Here is a 25,842-nt window from a genome sequence, read left to right as displayed (position 1 = left end):
CCTATTCCCGGTCTCAATTTACCCTATATGTAAAGAAGCCGGGGTTCATCATCCCGGCGCTTCTCTTAGGTATTTATCTCCCTGTGCAAAATCCACGATTGCCCACACACAAAAAAACTCAGGATATTCAGACCTTAATTTTACGACCCTTCCAACTCACAGAATGGAAAATATTTACCCTGATGAAGGAGTACAGATAGATCCCTACGAAGAACAAAAACAATATCGGATAAAAAGGGAAAACTCCCCATCTGAAATTACCGACCCTGCTGGCAAACCATGCACTTTGGAAACTATACAAGATATACAATATGGCACTGAACAGCATTCCGACATGGTTCCAATCTATTATGGAAGAGATCAATGCTCCTGCTGCAATGAAACTGCCTGAAATCCACAAGATAACCATCAGCATGACAATGGGATGAGTTGACTTGGAACCGACGGCAAAACTTTTGCACCAGCCCTCAATCAGGCTCCCGATGCCTTCAGGGTACATTCGCAAGGACATAATGCCTTTGCCGCCCAGGCAGCGAACCGGGAGATCATGTTCAAGAAATGCCTCTCCCAATGCGAGATCATCCATGATGGCTCCTTCGATTTTTTTATGCCCTCCAGACAAAAAGTAATCATCTCGATTACAAAGAATGCAAGGACCGAACGAACCAGCGGTTTTAAACCGCGATCCCCAAATTGTAAATAAATTCATCCCGATCACGACAATGATGTTGAATACAACGGAGATGTGTTCATACAAGCGCTCAACTGTATGAAATGGCTGTAATGCAGTAATGCCCTTGGCTCCCTTACGCTGATAGAAATGCAGCAAATTGCTTAAACCGTCCACACTGGTGAATCTCGTATCTGCATCTAAAAATAATAACCAGCTCCCTCTAGCCTGCCCGGCACCATGCCAGCAGGCTGATGATTTACCTGCCCCTGGATTCTGCAGGACCTTCGCACCATAGCTTTCCGCGACAGCCGCAGTATTGTCGGATGAATCGTCATCAACAACCAGAATTTCAAATTGTCTGAAGCGCTGCTCCTGCAATGATTGCAATAACGGTGAGATTCTGCCTTCTTCATTCCTAGCTGGAATGATGATGGAAAGAAACGGAAGACCACCCGTAGGCCTGGAGGAGATACCTGGAACCGGCAAAGACCAGAACACGATGAAGCCAATCACAACTGCCACAAATCCAATCGCGAGATTAATCACTTCTAAAGCAGTCAAAAAACCTGCCTCCTTCCGCTGCGAGTAAGCAAACAGCTTTTATGGTCTCTGAAAATCTTTATTCTACTAAGTAATCAAACAATTCCCCTGTATCGTCTTGAATCAGTTCCTGTGCTGTAATCTTGGCCGATAGTAGCACGATTGGGACACCGGCGCCTGGATGAGTACTGCTGCCGGTAAAGTATAAATTTTCACAATGGCTCGCCTTGCTTTGCGGACGGTAGTGGTTGCTTTGTTTCAGAATTGGCTGCAATCCAAATGTGGCTCCATTATAAGCATTGAATTTCGACCTAAAATCCATTGGTGTTGTATGCGTTTCGGTGACAATCTCATCTTCAATGTTTTCAAAACCTTGGATTTTCTTTAATTCGTTTAAAATGTAACTTCGGTAATAAGAAATGGTTTCTTCGTCCCATTCATATTTTGCTGTAGCTACATCTGATACGGGCATCAGGATATACAATCCATCCTTTTCCTCAGGCGCAAGGGAAGGATCCATTTTTGAAGCTATATAGACATAAAAAGAGGCATTCGTCAGTTTCTTCCCATCAAAAATATCTTTAAGATTCTGATCAAGATTTTCGTTGAAAATAAAATTATGCACAGGGTCAATCTCTTCATATTTCCGGTCCATACCGAGATATAACAGAAAACATGAACAAGAGTATTTCATGCTGTCGATTTTCTTATCGGTATATTTTCCTTTGGCCGTTTGATCTTTTACCAGGTGCTTCATCGCATATGGAAAGTCTGCATTGCAAACAACATAATCTGAAGAGATTTTCTGCCCATCCACAACGATTCCTTCGGCTTTACGATCATGAATGAAGATCTCCTGAACATCCTTGCCATAGTGAATAGTTCCTCCAAGCTCCCTGAAAAGCCTTTCCATAGCCAAAGCCATCGTATACATGCCACCTTTTATAAACCATACTCCATATAAAAATTGAATCATGGGAATCATGGTGTAAAAAGATGGACTCTTAAGTGGGGAAATACCGATATATAACGTTTGAAAACTGATCAACTGTTTCAGCCGTTCATTCTTAATATATTTTCCTATAAACTGATCTGCCGTGTCATAAGGTTTCAGTTTCAATGCTTTCTTCAACATCGGGAGGTTATAAAAATCACTTCTTTTGCGAAAAGGTCTTTGAAGGACATGATGCTTGGCAATGTTGAAGCGTTTGTAAATTTCATGCATGTATTGAAAAAAACCTGCCGTGTCCTCTTCGCTAATGGCTTCAATTGTCTTTGTCAGTTCAGTAAGATCAGAGGAGATATCAAAAGGCTTGTCGGGAATATCACTGAAATAAGCCCGATAAATTGGATCCAATTTTTCCATTGGAATGTAATCATCAGGGTCGCGGCCGCATAGTTCAAAAAGTTCACGATATATTTCAGGCATCATGACGATGCTGGGCCCCAAATCAAATTTGTATCCCCCATCCAATTCAATACGATTCATTTTGCCTCCGGGTGTTAAACCCTTTTCATATATTTCTACCTGATAGCCCTCATGCTGGAGCCTTATCGCACTGGCAAGCCCTGCTACACCGGCTCCAACGACAATCACCTTCTTCTTTTTCATGTGAATTCCCTCGCTTTTAAAAGTATTCTGCTTCATTTCATCACAAGTCCTGGAAGGAATGGCAGTCCTACACCTCACCTGTAGGGAAAGTGAAACGATCATGATCGCTCCTGAAGAGAAGGGAATCGATCATGCTTGCTTATGGAATAGGCGTGTTCAATTATCCTATTACAGCAGCCACCTTCTTAACTTTTTCAATGCTTTCCTATTTCGGTCGGAATACGGCGGGAATTTACCTTGAAAACGCAGATAATGGTACGTTCTGTAATCTGTTTTTTCATAACTAAAAGCTAGAAAACCAGCTTTGCCGTGATAAGCACCGTACCCGCTTCTTCCAACCCCTCCAAATGCGATATGGGGACTCGCAGCATGCTGGATCACTTGATTGACACTGATGGTGGGTGAACGCATATGTTCCTTGAACAATTGAATTTGCTTCTTGTTACTACTGAATATATAACCCGTAAGTGCATCGCGCAGAATTCTGCCACTGGATAATAATGTTTTCAAGTCTGTATAGGGAATGACAGGAAGAACCGGACCGAAGATTTCTTCCTCCAGAATCGGACTTCCTGGTTTGATATCCGTTACCACGGTTGGAGCGATGTAGCGATCATTTCGATCATGAGTCCCTCCCTCCCGGACAATTCCCTGCCCGATAAAATCAACCATCTTTTGAAAATGTGCATGTGTACAGATTCTGCCATAATCCCCGCTTGCCTGTGGCCGCTCTCCATAGAAAGCGGAAACACAAGCAGAAATTTCAGTAAGCGTCTTTTCATAAATAGAGTGATGGACAAAAAGGGTATCCGGTGCAATACAGGTTTGACCAGCATTAAGGAATTTACCCCAAACAATGTCCCTGATGGCGGCTTTTGAAAAGCCTGTTTCATCCATGATACATGGGTTCTTCCCGCCGAGTTCCAGGATTACCGGTGTAAGCTGTTTAGCTGCCTGTTCTGCCACAGCTTTCCCTGTTTTTCCGCTGCCTGTAAAAAAAATCAGGTCAAAAGGGGCTGAAGTCAACAGGCTCGCGGTTTGTGCATCTCCTGTCACAACATGTAATTGTTCAGGAGGAAATGCATGATTGATGATATGTTTTAACAGTTCAGCGGTTGCTGGTGCATGTTCAGATGGTTTGATTACACAGCGGTTTCCGCCGGCGATTGCACCAATGGCGGGCATCAAGGTAAGCTGGACCGGATAGTTCCACGAACCGATGATAAGGACGCTCCCATATGGATGCCTCATTCTCTTGAGAGATTCCACATATCCCATCTTAAGGTGTCGGGAGCGGACAGGCCGGTTCCATTTTGCTACATGCTTGCATACATACTCGATTTCATTCAATAAAACGGCGATTTCAGAGGAAAAGGATTCAAATGCCGGTTTTCCTAAATCCGAGTGAAGGGCCTCGATAAAGGCCGATTCGTGCTCCAAAAGAATGGTTTTCAGCTTCAAAAGCTGTTTTTTTACCGCATCAGGTGAAGGCCTTCCCGTGGACAACAGTTCCTCCCTCTGCCTTTCGGGTAATGTCTTCAGCAAATGAATATCATGGTCAGGCATGGGATGAATCCCTCTGGACTATTTTCTCGCTTACAAGCTGGCCGCTTAAGGTCACCATCGGCATTCCGCCGCCCGGGTTCACGGTTCCGCCGACAAAATATAGATTGTCATAGCGTTCACTTTTTTTCGGATGCTTGAATCCTTTATTTTTTTTACGGTCTGACACCGTTCCATAAATGGCACCTCGATCAGAGCCATACATTCGCCTTATATCTTCCGGTGTCCATAAATCTTTTGTCACGATATGTTCACGCAAATCGTGTAAGCCCATCTTTTCTAATTTGATCAGGACCCGCTCAGCGAATTGTTCATAGTCCTGCTGCGTGAAAGGTTTCTGATCCCGAATATAAGGAATATGGGGCAGCACTTTTATATTTTCATGTCCTGCAGGAGCCTGCGTCGGATCTGTTTTATTGACGTTGACCAAATAAATGACCGGATCTTCCGGCAGCTCATGACGATGAAAGATGGATTGCATTTGCTGCTTCATATTTTCTGCGAAAAAGAAATTATGATGGCGCAGCTGCGGATAGCTCTTTTTCACCCCCAAATGCATGACAAGACCGGAGCTGGCTGGTTCAAATTTCTTCTTTAGCTTTTTCACATAAGTGCTGTCTTCCTCCAGTAATCGTTCGTAGACCGGGATGACTTCCATATTGGAAACATAATAATCTGCTGTTACCTTTGTACCATCCTCCAAAATGGCTCCTGTGATTTCGCCGTTGTTTTTTTCAAGTTTGATAATCTTCCTGCCCAGATGGAAGTGAACACCCACTTCGTTAGCCAGCTTCACCAGGCCTTCCCCAAGTTTATGCAAACCGCCGGGTACATACCATACACCTTGTTCATGCTGCATGTAGATCATCATGTTCAAGACCGCCGGTGCATCGTATGGGGACGAACCAACGTATTTGATAAAATACGAAAGCATATCGCGGAACTGATCATTACTTATTCGTTTATCGATGGCTCCATGGACTGTAGAAAACAGATCAAAGTTCTTTATAGCAGTGAACAGGCTCGTATATTTCATGATTTCTCTCGTCTTATCAACGCCATGCTTATAGTAGGTCTTATCCGTCATATCATAAAGTCTTTTTGAATAGTGAAGAAGATCCTGATATTCACTTATATCCTTTTCACTCAGGGATGCGTTCTTTTCTTGCATATCCTTCAAATCTTCATATAAGTCTATGATATTTCCATCAGGGAAAAAGGAGCGCCATTGATGGTCCAGTTTTTCAATCGGGACGTAGTCCTTCATGGATTTCCCACTGGCAGAAAACAATTTTTCAAAGACCTGTGGCATCGTAAGGATGGATGGGCCCAAATCAAAACCGAAACCATCTTGTTCAAGCCGGTTCAGCTTTCCTCCAATATGTTCATTTTTTTCATATAAAGAGACATTGTATCCTGCCTGAGCAAGTGAAATCGCAGCCGACAGTCCACCGAGTCCGCCTCCGATCACTAGTACGTTTTTATTTTTCATCTGTTATTCCCTCTCCTTCTCGTAAATTAAATTGCTGTTGACAGCAGTGTTGATTTGGACCTTTTTTCTTTTATAAAATAGTTCCGTTCAGTTAGAAATCGCTAGCGTATAACGGAGGAAATCCTTCAATTTTCATAGGATTCTGCACTTGCCCTGATTTTCCATGCGACAAGCTTCCAAGCCTCTTCTGCGCTTTCTTTTGGGCCTAGATGGGTAAATGCATGCTTACAATCAATAAAGATCTCTTTTTGGACATTTACCCCAGATGCTTTTAATTTCTCATAATAGCTTTCAGCTTCCGGCCTGAAGGCATCGTACTCCGCAATGAGAATAAGGGCAGAAGCCAAGCGGCCGTTGACCACAGCACGAACAGGGGAAGCGAGAGGATGCTCCGCTTGTCCTTTGTCCGGGACGTAGCACATGTTTAAAAAATGGGCTACTTGAGGATATCTGGCACGCCACTTATCTGGTTCCGGTTTTTCTGCGTGCGGGGTGGCAAAATCCAGCATCGGGCAGGACAGAACTTGGAGCAACGGCTGATTTTCTCCTTTCTCTTCTAAATAGAGACAGAGGGCTGCTGCAATATTTGCCCCTGAGCTCTGTCCGCCAACCATCATTTTTTCTGCATCAATATTCAAATCATGGGCTCTTCTCTTTAACCATTGAAGGATTTCATAACCCTGTTCAATCGGCTTTGGAAATGGGTACTCTGGTGCTTTCACATAATCGACATTAACAACGACACATTCTGCCTGATTGGCAAGGAACCGGCAATAAGGGTCATCCATCTCCTTTTCATGCATGATGAACGCTCCACCATGAAAATTAATATAGACAGGGAACTTTTTCTGGCTTGATTCCAACGGATAGTACAAGGAAACGTTAGCAGGTTTTACAGATGTCTCAACTATCACATCTTTTTTCATTTTCACTTGCTGAAAGGGAATCATAGGTGTCTTTTTTGCTTGATTAGGCAGGAGACGAAGTAATTTTGCCATCATGACAGTGAACATAAGGATAACCTCACTTTTTTACCATTAGCTTGGATTGCGATCATTCTTCTGAAGGAAACAGGCAGCCTGCTTCACCGAGTATCCTTGGTGTGTTAAATTTTTTACTGAAAGAATTTTGTTTACATCAGCTTCTGTATAGACTCTGTATCCATTGTCCAGCCTTTTAGGAGTGACGATTTGATAACGTTCCTCCCATTTCCGAATGACAAGTTTGGACAAACCTGTTATTTCAGAAACTTGTTGAATGAAATATAAAGGTTTTTCTATCATGGTTAACATACCTTTCTATAGAGCATGGGAAAGGTTTTTTTATTTGTATAAACCATCCCTTTCGTTGCACCGGACATCTCTCTTCCCCTATATACACCCTCAAACTTCTCGAAAGAGGTCTTTTAAAACGAGGATCCCACCCGCTTTATGGATGAAGTGTTCTTCAACTCGTTTAAGCTAGCAGCTCCAATGCTAAACATCGCAGCCTTCAATTCGTACTCTGTTTGAGTAAAACGGTCCATTAACGCCTTTTCCGACGTTACCGCTTCTGCAAGAATGGATCGGCCAAAGCCAGCAAGATCGGCACCTAGCGCGATAGCCTTTGCTGCCTCTACTCCATTGTTGAGTCCGCCACTAGCAATGAGCGTTCCGGTTCCTTCATTTCGTTTTATATCAAGAATACACTCTGCTGTTGGAATGCCTAAGCCACTAATCGCATCAGCTACTGCTACTTTCAACGGATCAGTGGAGCGAAGTTTTTCGACCTGACTCCAGTTCGTTCCTCCTGCACCAGCCACATCTATAAATGAAATACCCACATCAACTAACGCTTTCGCCAATTGACTATTTATTCCCCACCCTACCTCTTTCACACCGATTGGAAGGGAGAATGATTTACATAACTCTTCAATTTTTTGAAATAACCCTCGGAAGTTTGTATTTCCTTCAGGCTGAATTAATTCCTGCAGACTGTTTAAATGTAGAACTAAGGCATCAGCTTCCACTAAATCGACAATTTTTTTACATTCCTCAACACCGAAGCCGTAATTTAGTTGTACAGCCCCCACATTCGCAATAATCGGAATGCTTGGTGCGTACTTTCGAACTCGAAAGGTATAGGCTCTTTCAGGGTCTTCGACTGCAGCTCTTCCTGATCCTACGCCAAATGACCACCCTTTTTCTTCTGCAGCGATGGCGAGGTTTTGGTTAATGGCCATCGCCTGTTCGGTTCCTCCGGTCATCGAGCTAATGAGAAAGGGAGTAGCCACTTTCTTTTCAAGAAAAAAGGTCTCCACATTAATTTCTGTAAAATCTACCTCAGGAAGAGCCTGATGGATAAATGAAAATTGCTCGAAGCCTGTTGTCATTCCTCTTCCTTGCACATCGTCATTAAGACAAATTTGGATATGATCTGCCTTTCTCTTGTTCACACCTTTAAATTGATTCATAATCTCCCTCCTTTTTAAAAAGGCTCTGTTAAACACGGCTGTTGATTTTCGTTCCAGGCGCTTCGCTTTCCGCGGGAAGTCGGGGAGCCTCCTCGGCGCTTTGTACGCCTGCGGGGTCTCCCCATGACTTTCACATCCCGCAGGACATTGATTGTGCTTCCTCGAACCTGCCCACGCACGATGGAAATGCGTTAGCATTTTCGGAGGAGTCTACACGCCTTCCACTACAATCAACAGGATGTAAAAATCAACATTTAGCATTAACAGAGCCTTTAAAAAATTAAGCTTCAATCGATTGGTCAACATCCTCTAAAGCACTTTGTAATGTTGTTAAGCAGATGGCTTTTTTCTTCTTATCACTCACAACGGCTCGTTTCGTATAAACTTGATATTCATTACTTTTGACAGCTTCCATAATGGCAGCATAATAATTGGATGCCAGTTTAACTGAAAACGCACTCTCAGTTGGGTAGGATTCAATGTCTGCCAATCCTTCTTCAAACCAATCCCACGCAAGGTCCATTAGTCCGTTGATCATTTTCTTGAACTTAAAATTGACGTTCATTTCTTCAAATTCAGTATGGGTATATTGATAGGAAGCCATCCATTCATCTGGAATATACCGTCGGCCTCTGTTTAAATCTTCTCCTACATCCCTAATGATGTTAACAATCTGCATGGCTTTCCCGAGCTGAATTCCTGCCTTCTGTACATCCGGGGTAGGCGAATCATGAAGAACGGGCAGAAGCATTTCTCCAACAGAGCCGGCTACTTTTTCACAATAAACTTCTAGTTGCTTCATTGATTGATAGTGTGTTAACGATAAATCCATTCGTTGACCTGATATTTGCTTTAAAAATGGCTCTTTATCTATCGGAAAGTTGTCAAACAGCCACCTTAATGATGGCCAAATAAAGTGTCCCTCTGCTTCTTCAATATGGTTGAAATGATCTTCTAGTTCTTCGAGTGTAAAAGGTGAATTTTCAGGCTCGTCAACTGAATCATCTATTAATCTGCAAAATGCGTAAATGACAAACACTGCTTCTTTTCTTGGCGAAGGAAGAAAACGGAAAGCCTCATAAAAGCTTGCAGAGCCTTTTTTCATCATTTTTTCACACTCTAGAATCAGTTTAGAATCAATCATGCTCCCAGCTCCTCTTTTATTAATTCGCTTAAAATGCGTGCTCCTTGCAGCACAATTGGAACCCCGCCTCCTGGGTGGACAGAGGCACCTACACTATACAGACGTTCAATGTTGTATGGTGATAGTTGGGGTCTGAATCCTCCTGACTGGAATAGAGTTGGCGCAATCCCAAAGCTTCCGCCTTGAAATAGACCATCTTTTATCGCATCTTTTGGCGTACGGATTTCCATCCACCTGATGGATTCTCGCAACCCGCTAAAATGTCTCTTTTCAGCCTTTTGCAATACCTTTTCGACAAGAGCAGGTGCTTCCGTTTCCCAATCAATGTCATCGCCAGAAGGTACCGGAATGAGCATGTAAAGGACACTTTCTCCAGGAGGTGCTGCCTGATCATCTAAGGTGACAGGATTAAAGATATAAAAGGAAGGATCATCAGGCAGCTGTTTTGTTTTAAATACTTGGTTCATATTCTTTTCAAAGTGTCCTGGTAAGTAAAATTGATGAGCTTTCATCGATGAAAACCGTTTCTCCACTCCTAGATAAACCAGGACACAACCTGATGAAGGTTTGTAGCTTCTCTTCCGTTCGCGCGTAGAAATCATAGGATGCAAATTGGGGAAATCACCATTGAATACGACTGCGTCAAAAGTGTAATTCTCATTGTTCGCAACTAACCCTTTGCACACATTCTGTTCAATCTGAAGCCGATCGACCTTTGCTTCGACATGAATCTCGATTCCCATTCGTTTACAGGCTTTCTCTAACACAGGTATTAGACTGTAATAACCGCCCTTTAAATACCAAATACCAAAAGCATGCTCACTATAGGCGACCAACCCATACAGTCCGGGTACCTCTAACGGAGAACCGCCAATGTATAGAGATTGTAAGGAATATGCCTCTTGAAGCTTTGAATGTGAGAAATAGGAAGAATTAAAGGTTTTCAAATCTTTGTATGCCTTTGAATCAACTAATAGTTTCATATTCTCAAAGGTAAGAAAATCTCGTTTTCTTTTAAAGGTCTTGCTTAGAAAGGCTTTCATTCCTAGACGATAGACACGAGACATGTCAGAGAGATAACGAAGAAATTGATCGGACTCCCCTGGGAACAATCGCTCTATTTCGGCTAGCTGGGTAGGCAGATCCCTAAACTTTGTATAAGTAGTTCCATCATTAAAATGGATATCGTAAAGTGGGTCACACGGAATGAGTTCCAATTCTTCTTCTGGTATCCCAGCCTCCTGAAGGATTTCCTTCAATAAATCTGGCAAAAGAACAATGGTTGGTCCTTGATCAATTCGATACCGCTCATTACCTTGAGACGTTAGTCTCCCTCCTATGAAAGCTTCCTTTTCAAAAATGGTCACAGAGTTTCCTTGCTTAGCCAGTAATAGTGCCGTTACAAGTCCACCTACTCCTGCTCCTACAATCCCTATTTTCATAATGGCATCTCCTCTTTGAATAACCCCTCATCTTGTGTGAAGTAGACTTCTTTCTTTCCATATTGTTTGTTTACTAGGTTTGCGCTAATTCTCGCTGATTCAAAAATGGTTGGCAGTCCGCTGCCAGGGTGGGTTCCTCCTCCAACTAAAAAACAATGTCCTACATCTTCAAATTGATTATGGGGCCGGAAATACATCATTTGATCAAGAGTGTGGGCCAAGTTGAAGGTCGCTCCCTTGTATACATACACTTCGTTTTGCCATTCAAGAGGAGAGATTACTTTTTCAACTTCAATATGAGCACGAATGTCTTGCAGCTCTGGCTCTTGCTCCAAGATGGATAGCATTTGCTCTCTTACCCTCTCTTTTTCAACGTTCCAATCAATTTCAGCGTTTAAATTCGGCACTGGCATTAATACGTAAAGAGAGGATTTCCCTTTTGGAGCCAGGGTTGGATCCGCTTTAGATGGATTGTGAACATAAATGGACGGATTCTCCGATAATTTCATCGTTTTCGTCATTTCCTCCACATTTTTCTTATAATCATCTGCAAAAATAATCATATGATGTGGAAGATTGAGCGGTTTGTTCACACCTAAGTACAGCATGAAGGTAGAACAAGATAGCTTCTTTTTTTCAACATTTTCCTTTCGGTACTTCTTCAAATCTGTTTGGTCAAAAAGGGTCGTAACGGCATGACCAAAATCGGCATTTATGATAACGTCATCGCTGGTCATGGTTTCTCCATTTTCCAACCTAACTCCTACCGCTTTTCCTTTTTCGACTAGCACTCTTTGTACACCGGTTCCTGTATAGATTTTCCCTCCATTTTCTTCGATCACGGCAGCCATTGCCTTACACAGCTGATTGACGCCACCAATTGGGTGGAAAAGTCCATGTCGATGCTCTAGATAGGAAAGAATCGTAAAGGTGCCAGGACATTCCCACGGGGACATCCCCAAATATTTGGCTTGGAAGGAAAATGCCCATTTAAGCCGTTCGTCTTCAAAATATGTAGATAAACGGTTATACACGGTATCAAGCGCATTTAACTTAGGTAACGCTTTAACCATGTTTCTTGTCATAAAATCAGTCAGTTTTGTAAACGGCTGCTGAAGCAATGGGGTGACGCGGTCAAACTTCTCCCCTTCTACCTTCATAAATTTCTCATAACCAGAGAAGCTGCCTGGAAACTTTTCTTCCATTTCTGCTTTCATCTTTTCCTTGTTTCTAGAAGGAGTAAAGGTCAAGTCTCCAAATTTCAATGTATATAAAGGATCCAGTTCGTGCAGTTCCATATAATCCTGTAAACGACGTCCACTCATCTGGAATAACTCCTCAAGGATGGAAGGCATCATAAAGAAAGTGGGACCTAAATCAAAGGTGTAATCACCTAGCGTGAGTTTTGACGTCCTGCCGCCAATGGTTGGCTGCTTTTCATACACATTCACCTCATAGCCCTGTGCAGAAAGAAGCATAGAAACAGCTAGCCCACCAGGACCTGCACCAATCACTGCGACCTTTTTCTTCTTCGACATTTTCATCAATCCTCCACCAGCTTTATAAAATCATTATACAAACGTTATACAAACATTATACATATAATATATAATCTTGTATAATATTTGTATAATATTTTGTTCTAAAAAGTTCAATAAATATTTTTTATGGCAATCATCTTCTTCTTACAACAGCCTATTTCTACAATTTTTGATTAGAACTTATGAATTTCTCCAACAACTATCTCACCTGTTACAACTACTGAAAACCTTCGATACAAGAGGTACTTTAGGGAGATCATGCCTGTTTACAAAAACAAAAGGGACATAGAGTGGGACCGCCTCAAGATTAGAATTAAAAATAATTGAGAGAGTTCATAATAGTCTTTTTTAATTGAATCCAATATAATTAATTTGCGACCGACTAGTCGGAAGGTGAGTGTAAAATGAACACAAAAGATAAATTACTTAAAAAAGGGTTGGAACACTTTTCAGAAAAAGGCTATGAAGGAACTTCGCTAATTGAAATTGCAAAAGATGTAGGGATTAGGAAGTCAACCATATACTCTCACTTCTCTAATAAAGATGAGTTGTTTTTTGAAGTCCTTCATTGTGTAAATCAAGAATTCTTAGAGTTTTGTACGAACTGTCTTGAGAATGATAAAGACTCATCGATTGATGAGAAATTGTATATTCTCTTGGTGGAATCCATTAAAGTGAACAAAGAAAAATATCAAAATGCACTCTTATGGAAACGGTTAAGGTTATTCCCTCCAGTTCATTTAAAAGAGTCACTGGCAGAAAAATTTAAAACGCAAATGTCCCCTTTACTAGACATGATCGAGCGGCTATTTGCTGAAGCAATGCAATCTGGTGAATTGGTGAAAAGTAATCATAACAGCATAGAGTTAGCCATGGCTTACTATACTTTGATGGATGGCCTAGTCATCTCTATCCTCTATGATCGGGAACAAAATTTAGAGAACCGAATAGAAATTTTATGGTCTGCTTTCAAAGATGGTTTATTTAAAAGATAAAGGATGATTTATATTGAATTTTGATGCAAATATAAATGTTGAAGGCAGTGACTTTAAATGGGATATGGAGAGTGGCAAGTTCTTATTTGAAGAGCAAAATGCTGTATTATTTTGGATTACGACAGCAATGAAATCTTTTTTTGACACCATCGAGGAAGTCTCTGGAGAAAAAGCAGCTAACCTGGTTCTGGAAACTACCGGTTACCGCCAGGGTTTAGTAGTTGGAGAATATTTTAGCAACATAAAAGATTTAAATGTAAAAGAGGCTGCCAGAATGATCACCAATACCTATGCTTCTGCTGGCTGGGGAAGGTCTGAGATTATAAAACTGGATATAGACTCTTACACTTTCTCAGCACAGATCAGGGACAGCTGGGAATATAAAATTAACTTGGCTCAGGGAAAAAGAAGCGGAACATCCTTCCTTGCAGCCCATTTTGCAGGTGTTTTCAGCGGACTTTTTGGCACTCATATATGGTATGAGCTTGTACAGGATCAGTTGCAAGGTCATGAATATAGTATTGTTTCCTACTTTCCATCCAAAATCACCGCTACTGCTAATATACATGAACTGGCACGTAAGAAAGAGTCTGAAGAGATTAAACGGTTAGAAGAGATGGTAGAGCTCAAAACAGAAGAACTGAAAATTCTCGTTAAGAAACTGTCATCCCCTATCATTCCCGTTTTAGATGGAATCGTGGTCGTGCCTTTAATCGGAAAATATGATGAAGGCAGATCAGAAGACTTATTTATCAATACCTTAAATAATCTGCCAAAGTATAAGGCTAATTATCTGATTCTAGATTTAACTGGCATTGATAATGACATAGATGATCTAACCATCGATTTGATAAAAAAAATCGGGGCTTCTGCTTCCTTGATTGGAATCAAATCTATATTAGTCGGTATTTCTGCAGGACTGGCGATGAAAATAACGACATCAGGGATTAGTCTTTCAAAATATGAAATTTTCCAGACATTGCAGCATGGAATATACCATGCTCTTGGCCAGTCGGGTAAAACGATTATTTAATAGCCTGCTTGATCTAAATTAATTTCTTTCTCTTTATATATCTTTAAAAATACGACCGGTGAATAAGCTAAGGGGAAATGGTATATGAAATCGTATTCAGATGCAAAGATCAGAACAAAACTGCATGAATTTTTTCAGGAAAAAACATGGGCATTAACAGAAGAGTGGTACGACTCCTTAAATAAAACAGACCCTTCTGGTGTCTACTCATCAACAGACCCGGAAGTGATTACTACTGTTAAACAGCAAAATCATGCATTTCATCTACATTTCTGCAATGTCTTTATAACTGACCACACTGATTTTGTTAAGAGTATGGAAAAGTGGGTTCATGAGATTGCGCAGGATCCGGAACATTTAAATACACCAATCCATTATATTTTACGTGAGTTTTTTAACACTCAAGAGCAATATTTAAAATTGTTTGACCAATTCTCAGCTGAAAATATGGAGGAATTTGCGGACAAGGATTTGAATGAATGGAGAATGACCATTATCCGTACTTTCAAAAATATCATTACCTGGTTTGCCGAAGAATACCATCGATATTCAACGATAAAATTACAGGCTCAGCAGGAAACGATCAAGGAATTGAGTTCGCCAATTATTACGGTAGGAAGAAAGACAGCCATACTCCCGCTCATAGGAGTTATTGATACAGAAAGAGCACGAGTGATACTTGAAAACACATTATCTCAATGCAGTAAAAAAGACATAGACATTCTTTACATTGATTTGTCAGGTGTAATGATTGTCGATACGATGGTGGCGCAGCAAATTTTCCATTTAATAAACGCCTTGAATTTAATAGGAGTAACTTCCATCCTTTCAGGTATCCGGCCGGAAGTAGCGCAAACCGCAGTTCAACTGGGCATCGATTTTAAAGATATAATCATTAAAGCCAATCTTAAACTGCTAAATGATTAAGGGTGGTAAAAAACTGTGGCGAAATCGAGTTATCCTTTCTGAATATTCTACGTGTGCTTGTCCTTGTTAGTCTAAATTTCAATTATTCATTTACAATTAATATTTAGTACAATGAGCCTGCTCCCATCAATCTGTTTAAATGCGAAGGTGGAAGCAGTCTGTCATTCATGGGGATATCACATCAAAAAGACTTGGAGAATTTTTTCATCTCTAAGTCTTTTTTATTTTGGATATAAGCCCCCTTTACTTTCACATTCTGAGGGCAAATGATAAATGTACTTTATTATGGAGATTTTTTCTATCCATTGTTTAAGGAGGTTTTTCCATCCACTTAGTTTTAATTGCAATAGTTTCCGTTTTTACACCAAATTTACCAACTCGGGTAATTAACTGAGCGTATTCTGTGACCAAATCGCTTCTAACACTCGCTCCAAGCCCTAGCCCTAAGCTGACAATTAATATGTGTCCATAGTTAAATTAGATTTATGACAAGTTTTCCTTCATAAAGGAGGCAACTTTCAAATCATTTTGATCAGTAGATTTTTCTAACTGCTCGATAATTAACTCTTGCCGTTCTGCTGGATGATTCTGACTTAGTTTAGCCTTGGCTTCAATTTTAGTAATGTTGATCTTAAATGCAACAATGCCTTTTTTCAGCCCTTCAATATATCCTGAATCGACATTTTTCAAATTGTAGGGACTATCTGGCTTTTCATATTTATTGACCATATCATTCAAAGAATCAAGGATTACTCTGTCATCCTCAAGTATCTCCACCTTGCCGTATAAATGGATGGACACGTAATTCCAGGTAGGTACAGCGTCCGTTATTTCATACCAGGAAGGAGAAATATAACTGTGAGGTCCCTGGAAAACCACAAGAACGGTCTGATCTTTTAAATCCTTCCACTGTCCATTAGCACGAGCAAAATGACCATATAATGCCTGTTCATCTTTCTTAAAAGTCAATGGCAGATGAGTAGCATATGGTTCTCCCTTATGCGTCGAGTAAAGAGTAGCAAAACTATACTTTTCAATAAACTCAAAAACCTTCTCTTCATCCTCGATCTTAAAATGTTTGGGTATATACATCACAAGTTCTCCCCTCTCTGAGGAATTAGGCAAATGATTGCATTCTATTTACCCAAAAATCCACCCTCGGATTTTATCGTTTGCCCGGTAATCCAGCCAGAATCATCGCTGGCTAAGAACGTTATTAGCCGTGCAGCATCTTCAGGTACACCGATTCGTCCTGATGGAAAAAGTGGCAGCAGCTGCTCTCTCAATTCATCATTGATCCAGCCCGAATCTGTGGGACCAGGATCGACAGAATTTACTGTAATACCGATTGGCGCTAACCCGACTGATAAAGGTTCCGTTATGGCAATCATCATCCCTTTAGTTGCTATATAAGCCAGATTGTTAGGATCAGGACCTTTAGACACCATATTAATGATTCGGCCATCTTTTCCTTCTGGAAAGGACTTTTCATACCTTTTCGCAAACTCCAGAGACAGCATCAGTGTCCCACTGTTATTAACACTGTAGTGCTTGTCCAGAATCTCTTTATTCAAAGTCCGAAAATCCGCTGGCGATTCATAGGTAGCATTGTTCACTAATATAGCAGGTGTCCCCAATGATTCTTCAACTCGGTCCATAATAAGAGTGGATGATTCACTCCTACTCAAGTCAACCTCCATATGAGCAGCATTCACTCCAATACTTCTTAACTCCTCACACAATATATTAGGAAATTCCTGATCTAAACCATTACCGCTCATCTCATCAAACGAAGACCAATGTGTAAAAAACACATCTGCCCCAGCATTCGCAAGTGAACGGCAAATCGCAGCACCAATTCCCTTTGAACGGCTTGCTCCAGTAACGATTGCAATTTTGCCTTTTAGATTTGTCATTATTGCACCTCCTTATTTTCCATATCTTAACTAAATCCGCAACCACTATTGCTCTCTTAAACTCCTAGCCTTATAGGCACTACTTCAAAAGATTAGGTAATATATCTCTTAAGTAATCCGGAATATCCTTTTCTTGCACACTAGCCATTTCTTTAAAAGTGACTCCTTCATTCAAAAGGAAATGAACCAATTCCCACCCAACATAGTATGCTTCTCTGTCGTGGTTCGTCGTTCCATTCCCGAATGTGAACCTTGTGACGGCTTCAGAAGAGTCATGATCTAAGAAAGGATATATTTGGCTAATAATATCTGCTCTATTTTCTTTACAAGATTGCAGCCACCCTTTTTTATGCTCAATATATAGCTCATCCGGATGCCCTGGGACTAAGCATTTGCTAATCTGGGTCGCTAACCCTTCCTGCAATATCGTAGATCCAATAGTTCGTTCCCACTCACCTGTCAGGTTAGCCGTTTGTGTATGAACGATATGTGTCAGTTCATGTGCAAGGTGGATATTGGAATCTCCGTTCTCAATGGGCAAACAAAGCGCCATACGGTTTTGATCATAGGGAGCAACAAATGGATTATTCTCAAATCCCCCAACGAAATAAACAATAACTAAATCAATTGGGTGGTCATAACCAAGCAAAGATTTCACTTTTGTTAGATACTCCCTAACTTTCTCTTCATTCGGTTCCCATTTCTCAATAAATGATAAATGATCCGCATATTGATCCCAAGCTGTATCCAGGAGCTTTCTGGCCATCTTTTGACCATCGTCTCCCGGAGGCACGGCTGCAAAGTTATAATGTTCCTTCCAGAGAGCCCATCTTTGTTCATCGTCAATTTCAGGTTTATATGCTAGTTGGAAAAAGGATAAAAACTTGGGCACTAAATTCAGTATTTCAATTTGATCCATTTAATCTAACCTCCTACATAGCGTATGTCTTCGTGAAAAGAAATTGAATATAATTGAGTCCTGGATATCGGGTATCTAGTAACCACTATGTATACTGCAATTTTGATCCTTCCACATTAAAGCTCCCCGGGAAGGACCTCATCTCCCCTGCATAAAATACATGAACTGAACCCTTCAGCCAACATAAATCCAGCGACTCGCCTATTAGATTCTGGATTAACTACACTAGCGGAAGGAAAGAAAACATTCCACAATGGAATATTCCTGGAGTATCGGCTGATCATTTGCCGAATATTGTCCTCAGTGACTTCCAGCTCGCTCCACAATGTAATTTTATGATTTAAGTCCCGATAGGTTAATAACTCTTCCGCTGTTATTAATCCGTAGAATAAATAGAAAGATATCGGGTTTAAGCTTAATGTAAAACCATCTGAAAAAATGATCTCCCTGCCTTGATCAGATATTCGTAACATTACTTGATTACCCTTTGGGAGGAACGCAGCAAATGCAGACTCACTAATCCTTGTTGCAACTCCGTTCTCTATTTTCCGATAAAACATCCTTTCAAAAACGTCTTCATCCAGGACCAGGATCTCGTTCCGATACTTCTCTATCCTTTCTTTTTCTAACTCTGAGTACAAATTCTCTTCTATACTTTGAATTTCCAATATTGACTCTTTCGCAATTCTGATTCCACAGTTGACCATAAACATATTAGCAAGCATGGTTTGGGTATCATTCAACCCTTCTGTCGCACTCCCATCCAATGCTTTTCCAAAGTGAAAAATGGCCTTCGTGTATTCATTATTTCGGTAAAATAAATAACCCAGACGATAATTTGCTACAGGATGGTCCTTTTGAATCTTCAAAGCTGTTTCTAAATACCTTTTTGCAATATTAGCATCTGGCTTTTCCGCCATTTTGAAGTATTCGGCCTGAGAGACATAGAGCTTTACTAATTTCTTCTCAATTAAATTTATCTTAGTTCTATCTCTGTCCTTCCTGGCTTCCATTAGTTCGTCTCTTAACCGCTTTTCTTCGTCTTTAGGATGCAATTCCCTCTCTCGTCCGTCCACGCGACTCACCTCAATATTCATTTCAACTTTTGCATGTAAAATCCCTCTTTTTCTACTGTGACTCGGTGTCACAACACGCTTGCTAAACTAAGCTTACAAAACAAAGGGAGATGATCATGAATGAAAAACAACTTTCTATTGGCAAGACATGGATTACAAAAGGAAGATGCAAATACCTCACCGCTAGGAATCACTTCACAGTTACTAAACCGACTTATGATGGCACCTGGCTCTTTAGAAAATGATTCAACTATAATTAACACATTACTCGAGGCTGGCCGAGAAATAAACTCTCCGGGGCCTGGAATGCTGATTGATCCGCTTGGAGGAGAATTGCCATTGACAGACTTTGACCCTTACATTCGCGGTATCGTACGCTGGTTAAACGAGTTAGGTATTCATACCTTTGGTTCCTGTGACGGCCATGGCAAAAGGCCTGCACATATCTTTCTAAAGAAATTCCCGAACAGCAAACAGACAGAAATCATAAATGCCGCAGTTCCCGCAAATGTGAAATGCAGAATTGACGGTAAAAATGTCCGTCTAGCTTATCCGCTCGATAATCAAATGCTGCTTCTAGAGATCGCTGAAATTTATATCAACTTTCTCAGAATCCCGGCTACTTAAGAAACCTTCAAGCCGATAATTTTAAATATCAATTAATAGAATTGCTCAATATTCCTGGTGCAAGTACAGATGAAAGAGCCATTCGTTTAGCGTTGAAAAATAAGCTGAATCGCGTACTCGACAACTGTTTTATCGATAAAAAAGGCAACCTTCTCGGCTATATGGAGTGTGGGACCGGCCCAACCATTCTCCTATCGGCTCATATGGATACAATAGAAGAAATTGAATGTGGCCGTGAAATTATCGAGGAAGGCACTACCCTTACAAGCTCAAAAGGAATTTTAGGAGCAGATGACCGTGCAGGAATTGCTGCTATCCTTTCAATATTAAATAGAGTACGAAAGACCAATTTCAATGGAACAATAAAAGTGGCTTTTACGGTTGAAGAAGAAATTGGATGCCGGGGGTCACGTGGAATAGACAAGGATTTTATCGAGGATGTAGATGCAGCGATCGTTATTGACCGAAGAGGCAAAAGGGATATTGTGACAACAAATGGTGGATTCCATTTCTGCTCCGAAGAATTCGGCAAGCTTTTTGAACAGGCAGGAAAACTGGCTGGCATGGAAGATTGGCAAGTAACCCCAGGCGGAATCAGCGATGCTAAAGTATTGGCCTATTACGGCATCCCCTCAGTCAATCTGTCAGCCGGATACCAAAATGAGCATACTGATTATGAAACAGTTGATTATTTGGCTACGGTTGAGACAGTTTTGCTAGTTGAATCTTTATTACACAACAATATGATTCGTAAACTGGACACCTGCCAATATCATCACAATCCTGAAAACATAGTATAAATAATTTTTTATAAACAATTTCGCAATGACATACAGCAAAAAGGCAGTGTTGGATAATCAACACTGCCATTTCCTTAAATTTGTTATTCTATTAGACATTTAAATCGGAGCCGCAACTTCCACTATTTATACTTGAGAAAAACCCTGTTAAGCCTCCAAAGAAACATCTTCATATTTAATTTTCAGCTTACGGAATTTAGCTCTCAATCGATTAATCGCTTTGGTTTCAATTTGACGAATCCGTTCCCTTGTCAGCCCATAGATTTGGCCGATCTCTTCTAATGTCTTAGGTTTCCCCCCATCAAAACCTACTCGATGCTTAATTACATCACATTCTCTTTCCTTTAGCTCATCGAGAACAACTTCTAATTGATTCCTCAGATTTGTTGATACCATATTTTCATATGGATCCCGCAAATCGATGCTGATTTCACCGAGAACATGGTCAGGGCTGTATTCAATGAAGTCAATTAACAAGCTATCCTCATCTTCTTGAGAAACAATGCTATGTAAAGATTTCATCCCTATGAACTTTTCATCAACCTGCTTCAATTCGTAATATTGTTCTTCAGTAATATCCATTTGCTCACAAACCCACTCTACGTCCAGGTAACTTTTTTCCCAAAAGCACTCATTCTCCAGCCTGATTAACTTCTTTATTTTGTCGTGCATGTGTACCGGTATTCGAACTGTTGTACCTTCATCGCAAATCGCCCTGGTTATTTTCTGTCTTATCCAATATGTTGCATAGGTAGAAAACTGATATCCCATTTTAGGGTCGAATCGATCGATCGCTTTTAACAAACCAAATTTCCCAATACTGACCAAGTCATCAAAATCCAGCTTATGACGGCTGGTGTTCTGGTATTTACCAGCAACTTTTTCAACAAGGCCTTGATTAAGGCTGACAATCTGGGATAAAAATTCATCGCTCTTAGTAGATTGGTATTTTTCAATAAGCCAGATATTGTCGCCAAAGTTATTAGTTGGAAGCGCAACATTCAGGATTTTCTCCTTATTGTCCTCCAAGAATTGGTTCGGGTCAAAGTCGTCATCGTCATCATCAACTACGATAACTGGTTTTACTGGTATTACTGTTTCACTCGGCTTTTTTGTTTCCGCTTTCTTTTCTTCGTTAAGAGTGTAGTTACGATATCCCTTTTCCTTCAGGTAATCTATTATGAATTTCTCTGGCACAGAGCGCTTTATATTGTCTTCAATAATCCTTTGAAGCGATTGAATATTAATCTTATCAGTCTTTGAATATTGGCCTAGGTAGTTTGCTATAGTCGCAGCAACTGATGCTAGTTCTTTATGCATAATCTCACTTCCTGTTGAAACTTTATTAATTCTATTTTAGTATTAATTTATCACAATGGAAACAGAATGGAAGTGATTTTTTTGTTTGAAAATTTGGTATTTCAAATTGACCATTTAATTACTACGCAAAATACAGATAAAAACCAATTGATCGTCTTTAAAGGGTTCCCGTCAAAATGGCTTACAGACCTTAAAATCAAGAAGCTGTTCAGCAGCGGTTTAGATGTCTCGCTTGAGGAATTAAACAATAGCAAGACAACGTTGATAACGGAAGCTGTCATGAATTTTAACCAATCACCAGGGGTTTATTGGTGTACATTCGAAGAATTAGCGACAGTTTCAACAATGACAATCGAACCCTTCAGTAAAGTTACAATCGTGAATAATAATCTGTACCAGCATTATTATCCATTGAACTATGAGATTCATAATATTGACTCAATCTATAGTGAATACTTTGATGAAATCGATAAGCATAGCCAGGTACCTGATGAAATACAGTACATCACCACATACTATGGAAATATAATAAAAACAAGTAATGGTGATTTCTTTGTATCATACGTCGACGAAAATCATTCTATCGATCTCTTCCCTGTTCCTAATGAATTGCAACAACTGCCGATCGACACTGAAGCCAACAGCTTTATCGAATTATCGGATGTGGAAGAACCATTCCTCGATTTGTTGAATGAGCTTTTGAACGATAGATATAATCAGCAAAGTATTTACTTTTCGTGGAAAGGGAATCTCCAGCAATTCAGCCAAAACTACCTGGACAGAATCAAACTCATTCAATCTCTGTATCCAGATGTGACAATTTACGAACACCAAAAAAAGACGGTGGAAGTAAAGAATGAACGCGAGCAGGAATATAAGGAGATTCTGAAAACGTATTGGAAGTATGATGATTTCCGGCCATTGAAAATGTACAAAAACGTGGATGATTATAATAATCCGAAGGAAATCACCTATATATCTCAAGCACAAATCATCAATGACCTTGTTGTTCAAGCTGAGGCTGCAAAAGATGAAGAATCATATAGAGATATATTTGTAACCTCTCCTACTGGTGCAGGTAAATCGGTCATGTTCCAGGTTCCAGCCATTTACCTCGCAGAGAAATACAATCTTTTAACGATTGTTATTTCTCCTCTGATTGGTCTGATGAAAGACCAGGTATATGGATTGCAGGAAAAGAACGTTCATTTCTCTGCAACGATTAACTCTGAGGTATCCCCTGTAGAAAAAATGAACATTACCAAACGGATTGCTGATGGTGAAATCTCTATCCTTTATATCTCACCAGAAACATTATTAAGCAGGTCTGACATTAAAATGTTGATAGGTGATAGGCGCGTAGGTTTGTTCATTATTGACGAGGCACACATTGTAACCACCTGGGGAAAAGCGTTCCGCTCGGATTATTGGTATCTTGGCAGCTATCTGCAAAAACTGCGCAAGGAAATGCAGTTCCCAATCGCTACATTCACGGCAACAGCGATTTACGGCGGCGTGGAGGATATGTACTCAGAAACTAGAGACAGCCTTATGCTTACCAGTCCCATCAATTACTTTGGCTATGTGAAAAGGGATGATATCAAGGTATCTCTAAACCATATAAAATCAGCAGCAAAGCGTGACCAGGAATACAGGCAGCAGAAGTACGCCCTTCTGCATGAACGACTAAAAAGACTTTATGCCAAAAATAAAAAAGTGCTAATTTACTTCCCATTTGTTTCACTTCTAAAGCAATTCCATGAATTTATGCAACTGAATGCTGACCAAGAACTTGCATCAACAATTTCTATGTATTACGGGACGTTGAAAAAAGAAGAGAAAAACGAAAGCTTCCTGAAGTATAAGCGAAATGATTCTAAGATCATGCTTGCAACAAAGGCATTCGGAATGGGAATTGATATTTCTGATATCAGTACAATCATACACTTTGCACCTACTGGGAATGTCTGTGATTATATCCAAGAAATCGGTCGTGCAGCGCGAGATTTACCAGAAGGGAAAGCATTCTTTGACTTCCTGCCTCAGGACTTCAACCATGTAAAACGACTGCATGGAATCAGCACTATCAGAAAAACACAGTTGATTCAGGTAATGGATAAGATCCTGCAGCTTTATAAAAAGGACTTAAATAAAAAGCAGGCTCGTAATCTATTGATCAGTTCAGAGGAATTTAGGTATATATTCGACCGCAACCGCAAGTCAGATGTGGATGATGATCTTGATAATAAGCTGAAGACAGCTTTGCTTATTATTGAGAAGGATTTTATTAACAGAATTGGATACTCGCCGATTATTGCGCGTCCAAGAAGTGTTTTCTCCATTGAGTACGTAAAGGTTAAGAAGGAAATTGAAAAGGACTTCGTTTCTCGTTACGGTCCTTTTGTAGAAAAAATTAAGACACTAAATGATGTATACTTTGGAGGCATCTACAAATTCAATCTTAAGAATTTATGGGAAGAAAAATATAAAGATCTATCCTTCCCTAAGTTCAAATACCTGATGTATCAAAAGGACGATTCTTTAAAGTTTAAATACATTGAATTTATCGAATCTGTTTTCATTCTTGACCTGAATATCCAAGAAGAGAAAGAACATAACTTCCTTTGGAAAGTGGATGATGTTGTAGCAAAAATTGAAAAGCTATTCAGTCCTTACGTCAGAAATCAAACACAATTTACCGTTCATGATCTCTCAGCTTCTGTTCAGCAATTATTTAACAGATCAAAATACCAATCAGAAGCAATAGCTAACCAAATTATTCAGAGTATCATAAGCTATCAGAGCACAGTAAATGTGAATCGGAATCACCGAATAAAAATGATCTCTGAAAGAGAAAATCAGAAAAACACTAAGTATCAGGTTTACCCGGGAATCAATGAATTCACCAAGTTCCTTAGCACACATGTCAAAAAACTAGTCCAGATGTCAGTAACCAACCCTATAAACAACAGCAAAGAGGTCTACTTAACAAAAGCAAACCGTTTCGAAGCGGAAAAATCATTCATTTCGCTCGGCCTATTTGAAATGTTTGACCTCCTTCTATATGAAGTTAAGGGTGGAGACAACCCAGAAATTTTCGTCAGGATCAACTCCAAGCTGCAAATCGAGAACACAATAAAGAATGCAGAAAACTATCAGAATACAATTTTGAACAATGTCCATAAACGACACAAAATATCGGTAGAAATGCTTTCTTACTTGTTCGAAAACGAAGTGAAAACAGACGAATTCTGGGAAAACATTGAGGATTACTTCCTTGGCAGGGTGCCGCAGGAAGTTTTGGAGAGAGTTTAAAATTGCAAAAAAGCCCCCAATTTGGGGGCTTCTTTAGTATTGGTATCACGTTATGAGTAGACATATCCCTTTAATGATTACTCACCTTCAACCTCAATTAAAAATATCTTATTATTGAACGCACCCCGTTTCCTAACCTTTTCTTTTCGGACATTTTCGATCTCATCATAGGATGATCCATGAGACTTTGCTAATGAGTGGATAATTTCCAGTATATCAGCGAGTTCCTCAATAGCCTCTTCCTTTGTTTCAGTATTCAAGTATTCCTTACATTCCTCGTAGGCTTTTTTCCTTAATTCTATTAAAAATTCATCCTGATCTAGAATTTTGGATGAAAACTTCACCCCTGTATCGTTGATTATCTCTGGTATTCGATCCCGAACCAGCTTATTGTAGATGGGCATACTACACTCTCCTTCCGTAAGAATATTATGATTAAAAGAACACAAAAACAA

The 25,842-nt window shown here is 40.2% G+C and carries 23 protein-coding genes; 6 read left to right on the top strand and 17 right to left on the bottom strand.

Annotated elements, in window-relative coordinates:
* Positions 1-127 precede the first annotated feature (127 nt).
* From AB5I83_RS20340 to AB5I83_RS20295, 10 genes are all read right to left on the bottom strand, one after another.
* The gene (locus AB5I83_RS20340) at positions 128-1,234 is read right to left on the bottom strand and encodes a glycosyltransferase (protein WP_448978058.1); all 1,107 of its coding nucleotides are present in this window, start codon (positions 1,232-1,234) and stop codon (positions 128-130) included.
* A 58-nt stretch (positions 1,235-1,292) separates the two neighbouring features.
* Entirely contained in the window at positions 1,293-2,825 is a 1,533-nt protein-coding gene (locus tag AB5I83_RS20335) for a phytoene desaturase family protein (protein WP_448978056.1), read from the bottom strand.
* Positions 2,826-2,993: 168 nt separating this feature from the next.
* On the bottom strand, positions 2,994-4,391 hold the full coding sequence (locus AB5I83_RS20330; protein WP_448978054.1) for an aldehyde dehydrogenase family protein: 1,398 nt from the start codon (positions 4,389-4,391) through the stop codon (positions 2,994-2,996).
* Positions 4,384-5,880, bottom strand: a complete 1,497-nt coding sequence (locus AB5I83_RS20325; protein WP_448978052.1) for a phytoene desaturase family protein — start codon at positions 5,878-5,880, stop codon at positions 4,384-4,386. The genes AB5I83_RS20330 and AB5I83_RS20325 overlap by 8 nt, the downstream gene beginning before the upstream one ends.
* A gap of 125 nt (positions 5,881-6,005) precedes the next feature.
* Complete coding sequence (locus AB5I83_RS20320; protein WP_448978050.1) at positions 6,006-6,893, bottom strand: alpha/beta hydrolase; 888 nt, start codon at positions 6,891-6,893, stop codon at positions 6,006-6,008.
* A gap of 24 nt (positions 6,894-6,917) precedes the next feature.
* The gene (locus tag AB5I83_RS20315; RefSeq protein WP_448978048.1) at positions 6,918-7,163 is read right to left on the bottom strand and encodes a MerR family transcriptional regulator; all 246 of its coding nucleotides are present in this window, start codon (positions 7,161-7,163) and stop codon (positions 6,918-6,920) included.
* Positions 7,164-7,285: 122 nt separating this feature from the next.
* The gene (gene fni / locus AB5I83_RS20310) at positions 7,286-8,332 is read right to left on the bottom strand and encodes a type 2 isopentenyl-diphosphate Delta-isomerase (RefSeq protein ID WP_448978046.1); all 1,047 of its coding nucleotides are present in this window, start codon (positions 8,330-8,332) and stop codon (positions 7,286-7,288) included.
* Between the two features lie 280 nt (positions 8,333-8,612).
* On the bottom strand, positions 8,613-9,476 hold the full coding sequence (locus AB5I83_RS20305; protein WP_448978044.1) for a phytoene/squalene synthase family protein: 864 nt from the start codon (positions 9,474-9,476) through the stop codon (positions 8,613-8,615).
* The gene (locus tag AB5I83_RS20300; protein WP_448978042.1) at positions 9,473-10,918 is read right to left on the bottom strand and encodes a phytoene desaturase family protein; all 1,446 of its coding nucleotides are present in this window, start codon (positions 10,916-10,918) and stop codon (positions 9,473-9,475) included. Before AB5I83_RS20300 ends, AB5I83_RS20305 begins: the two co-directional genes overlap by 4 nt.
* Positions 10,915-12,456 carry a phytoene desaturase family protein gene (locus AB5I83_RS20295; protein ID WP_448978040.1) on the bottom strand — a complete coding sequence of 514 codons (1,542 nt, stop codon included), beginning with the start codon at positions 12,454-12,456 and terminating at the stop codon, positions 10,915-10,917. The genes AB5I83_RS20300 and AB5I83_RS20295 overlap by 4 nt, the downstream gene beginning before the upstream one ends.
* 407 nt (positions 12,457-12,863) lie before the next feature.
* Here AB5I83_RS20295 and AB5I83_RS20290 point away from each other — a divergent pair, with 407 nt between their 5' ends.
* From AB5I83_RS20290 to AB5I83_RS20280, 3 genes are all read left to right on the top strand, one after another.
* Complete coding sequence (locus tag AB5I83_RS20290; RefSeq protein ID WP_448978038.1) at positions 12,864-13,454, top strand: TetR/AcrR family transcriptional regulator; 591 nt, start codon at positions 12,864-12,866, stop codon at positions 13,452-13,454.
* A 13-nt stretch (positions 13,455-13,467) separates the two neighbouring features.
* Entirely contained in the window at positions 13,468-14,487 is a 1,020-nt protein-coding gene (locus tag AB5I83_RS20285; protein WP_448978037.1) for an STAS domain-containing protein, read from the top strand.
* An 84-nt stretch (positions 14,488-14,571) separates the two neighbouring features.
* A complete protein-coding gene (locus AB5I83_RS20280; protein WP_448978035.1) occupies positions 14,572-15,414 on the top strand; it encodes an STAS domain-containing protein in 843 nt (280 codons plus the stop codon).
* Positions 15,415-15,723: 309 nt separating this feature from the next.
* On the opposite strand, the gene AB5I83_RS20275 is transcribed toward AB5I83_RS20280, so the two are convergent.
* The 5 genes from AB5I83_RS20275 to AB5I83_RS20255 form a co-directional block, all read right to left on the bottom strand.
* Entirely contained in the window at positions 15,724-15,870 is a 147-nt protein-coding gene (locus tag AB5I83_RS20275; protein WP_448978129.1) for a DUF3231 family protein, read from the bottom strand.
* Positions 15,871-15,897: 27 nt separating this feature from the next.
* Positions 15,898-16,506 carry an FMN-binding negative transcriptional regulator gene (locus tag AB5I83_RS20270; RefSeq protein WP_448978034.1) on the bottom strand — a complete coding sequence of 203 codons (609 nt, stop codon included), beginning with the start codon at positions 16,504-16,506 and terminating at the stop codon, positions 15,898-15,900.
* 44 nt (positions 16,507-16,550) lie between these two features.
* The gene (locus tag AB5I83_RS20265) at positions 16,551-17,330 is read right to left on the bottom strand and encodes an SDR family oxidoreductase (protein WP_448978032.1); all 780 of its coding nucleotides are present in this window, start codon (positions 17,328-17,330) and stop codon (positions 16,551-16,553) included.
* Between the two features lie 79 nt (positions 17,331-17,409).
* Entirely contained in the window at positions 17,410-18,249 is an 840-nt protein-coding gene (locus tag AB5I83_RS20260) for a DUF2268 domain-containing putative Zn-dependent protease (RefSeq protein WP_448978030.1), read from the bottom strand.
* Between the two features lie 116 nt (positions 18,250-18,365).
* Positions 18,366-19,262, bottom strand: a complete 897-nt coding sequence (locus AB5I83_RS20255; protein WP_448978028.1) for a tetratricopeptide repeat protein — start codon at positions 19,260-19,262, stop codon at positions 18,366-18,368.
* Positions 19,263-19,445: 183 nt separating this feature from the next.
* On the opposite strand from AB5I83_RS20255, the gene AB5I83_RS20250 reads away from it, so the two are divergent.
* Positions 19,446-19,952, top strand: a complete 507-nt coding sequence (locus AB5I83_RS20250) for a hypothetical protein (RefSeq protein WP_448978026.1) — start codon at positions 19,446-19,448, stop codon at positions 19,950-19,952.
* A 92-nt stretch (positions 19,953-20,044) separates the two neighbouring features.
* On the top strand, positions 20,045-20,752 hold the full coding sequence (locus AB5I83_RS20245) for a M20/M25/M40 family metallo-hydrolase (protein WP_448978025.1): 708 nt from the start codon (positions 20,045-20,047) through the stop codon (positions 20,750-20,752).
* A 147-nt stretch (positions 20,753-20,899) separates the two neighbouring features.
* Here AB5I83_RS20245 and AB5I83_RS20240 read toward each other — a convergent pair whose 3' ends face one another.
* Complete coding sequence (locus AB5I83_RS20240; protein WP_448978023.1) at positions 20,900-22,072, bottom strand: sigma-70 family RNA polymerase sigma factor; 1,173 nt, start codon at positions 22,070-22,072, stop codon at positions 20,900-20,902.
* An 81-nt stretch (positions 22,073-22,153) separates the two neighbouring features.
* On the opposite strand from AB5I83_RS20240, the gene AB5I83_RS20235 reads away from it, so the two are divergent.
* The gene (locus AB5I83_RS20235) at positions 22,154-25,387 is read left to right on the top strand and encodes a DEAD/DEAH box helicase (RefSeq protein WP_448978021.1); all 3,234 of its coding nucleotides are present in this window, start codon (positions 22,154-22,156) and stop codon (positions 25,385-25,387) included.
* 77 nt (positions 25,388-25,464) lie between these two features.
* Here AB5I83_RS20235 and AB5I83_RS20230 read toward each other — a convergent pair whose 3' ends face one another.
* On the bottom strand, positions 25,465-25,791 hold the full coding sequence (locus tag AB5I83_RS20230) for a nucleoside triphosphate pyrophosphohydrolase (protein ID WP_448978020.1): 327 nt from the start codon (positions 25,789-25,791) through the stop codon (positions 25,465-25,467).
* Positions 25,792-25,842: the final 51 nt, after the last annotated feature.

The sequence above is a fragment of the Mesobacillus sp. LC4 genome (assembly GCF_053543455.1).
The sequence above is the reverse complement of the archived record's forward strand: the minus strand, read 5'-3'. Positions and strand labels throughout refer to the sequence as shown.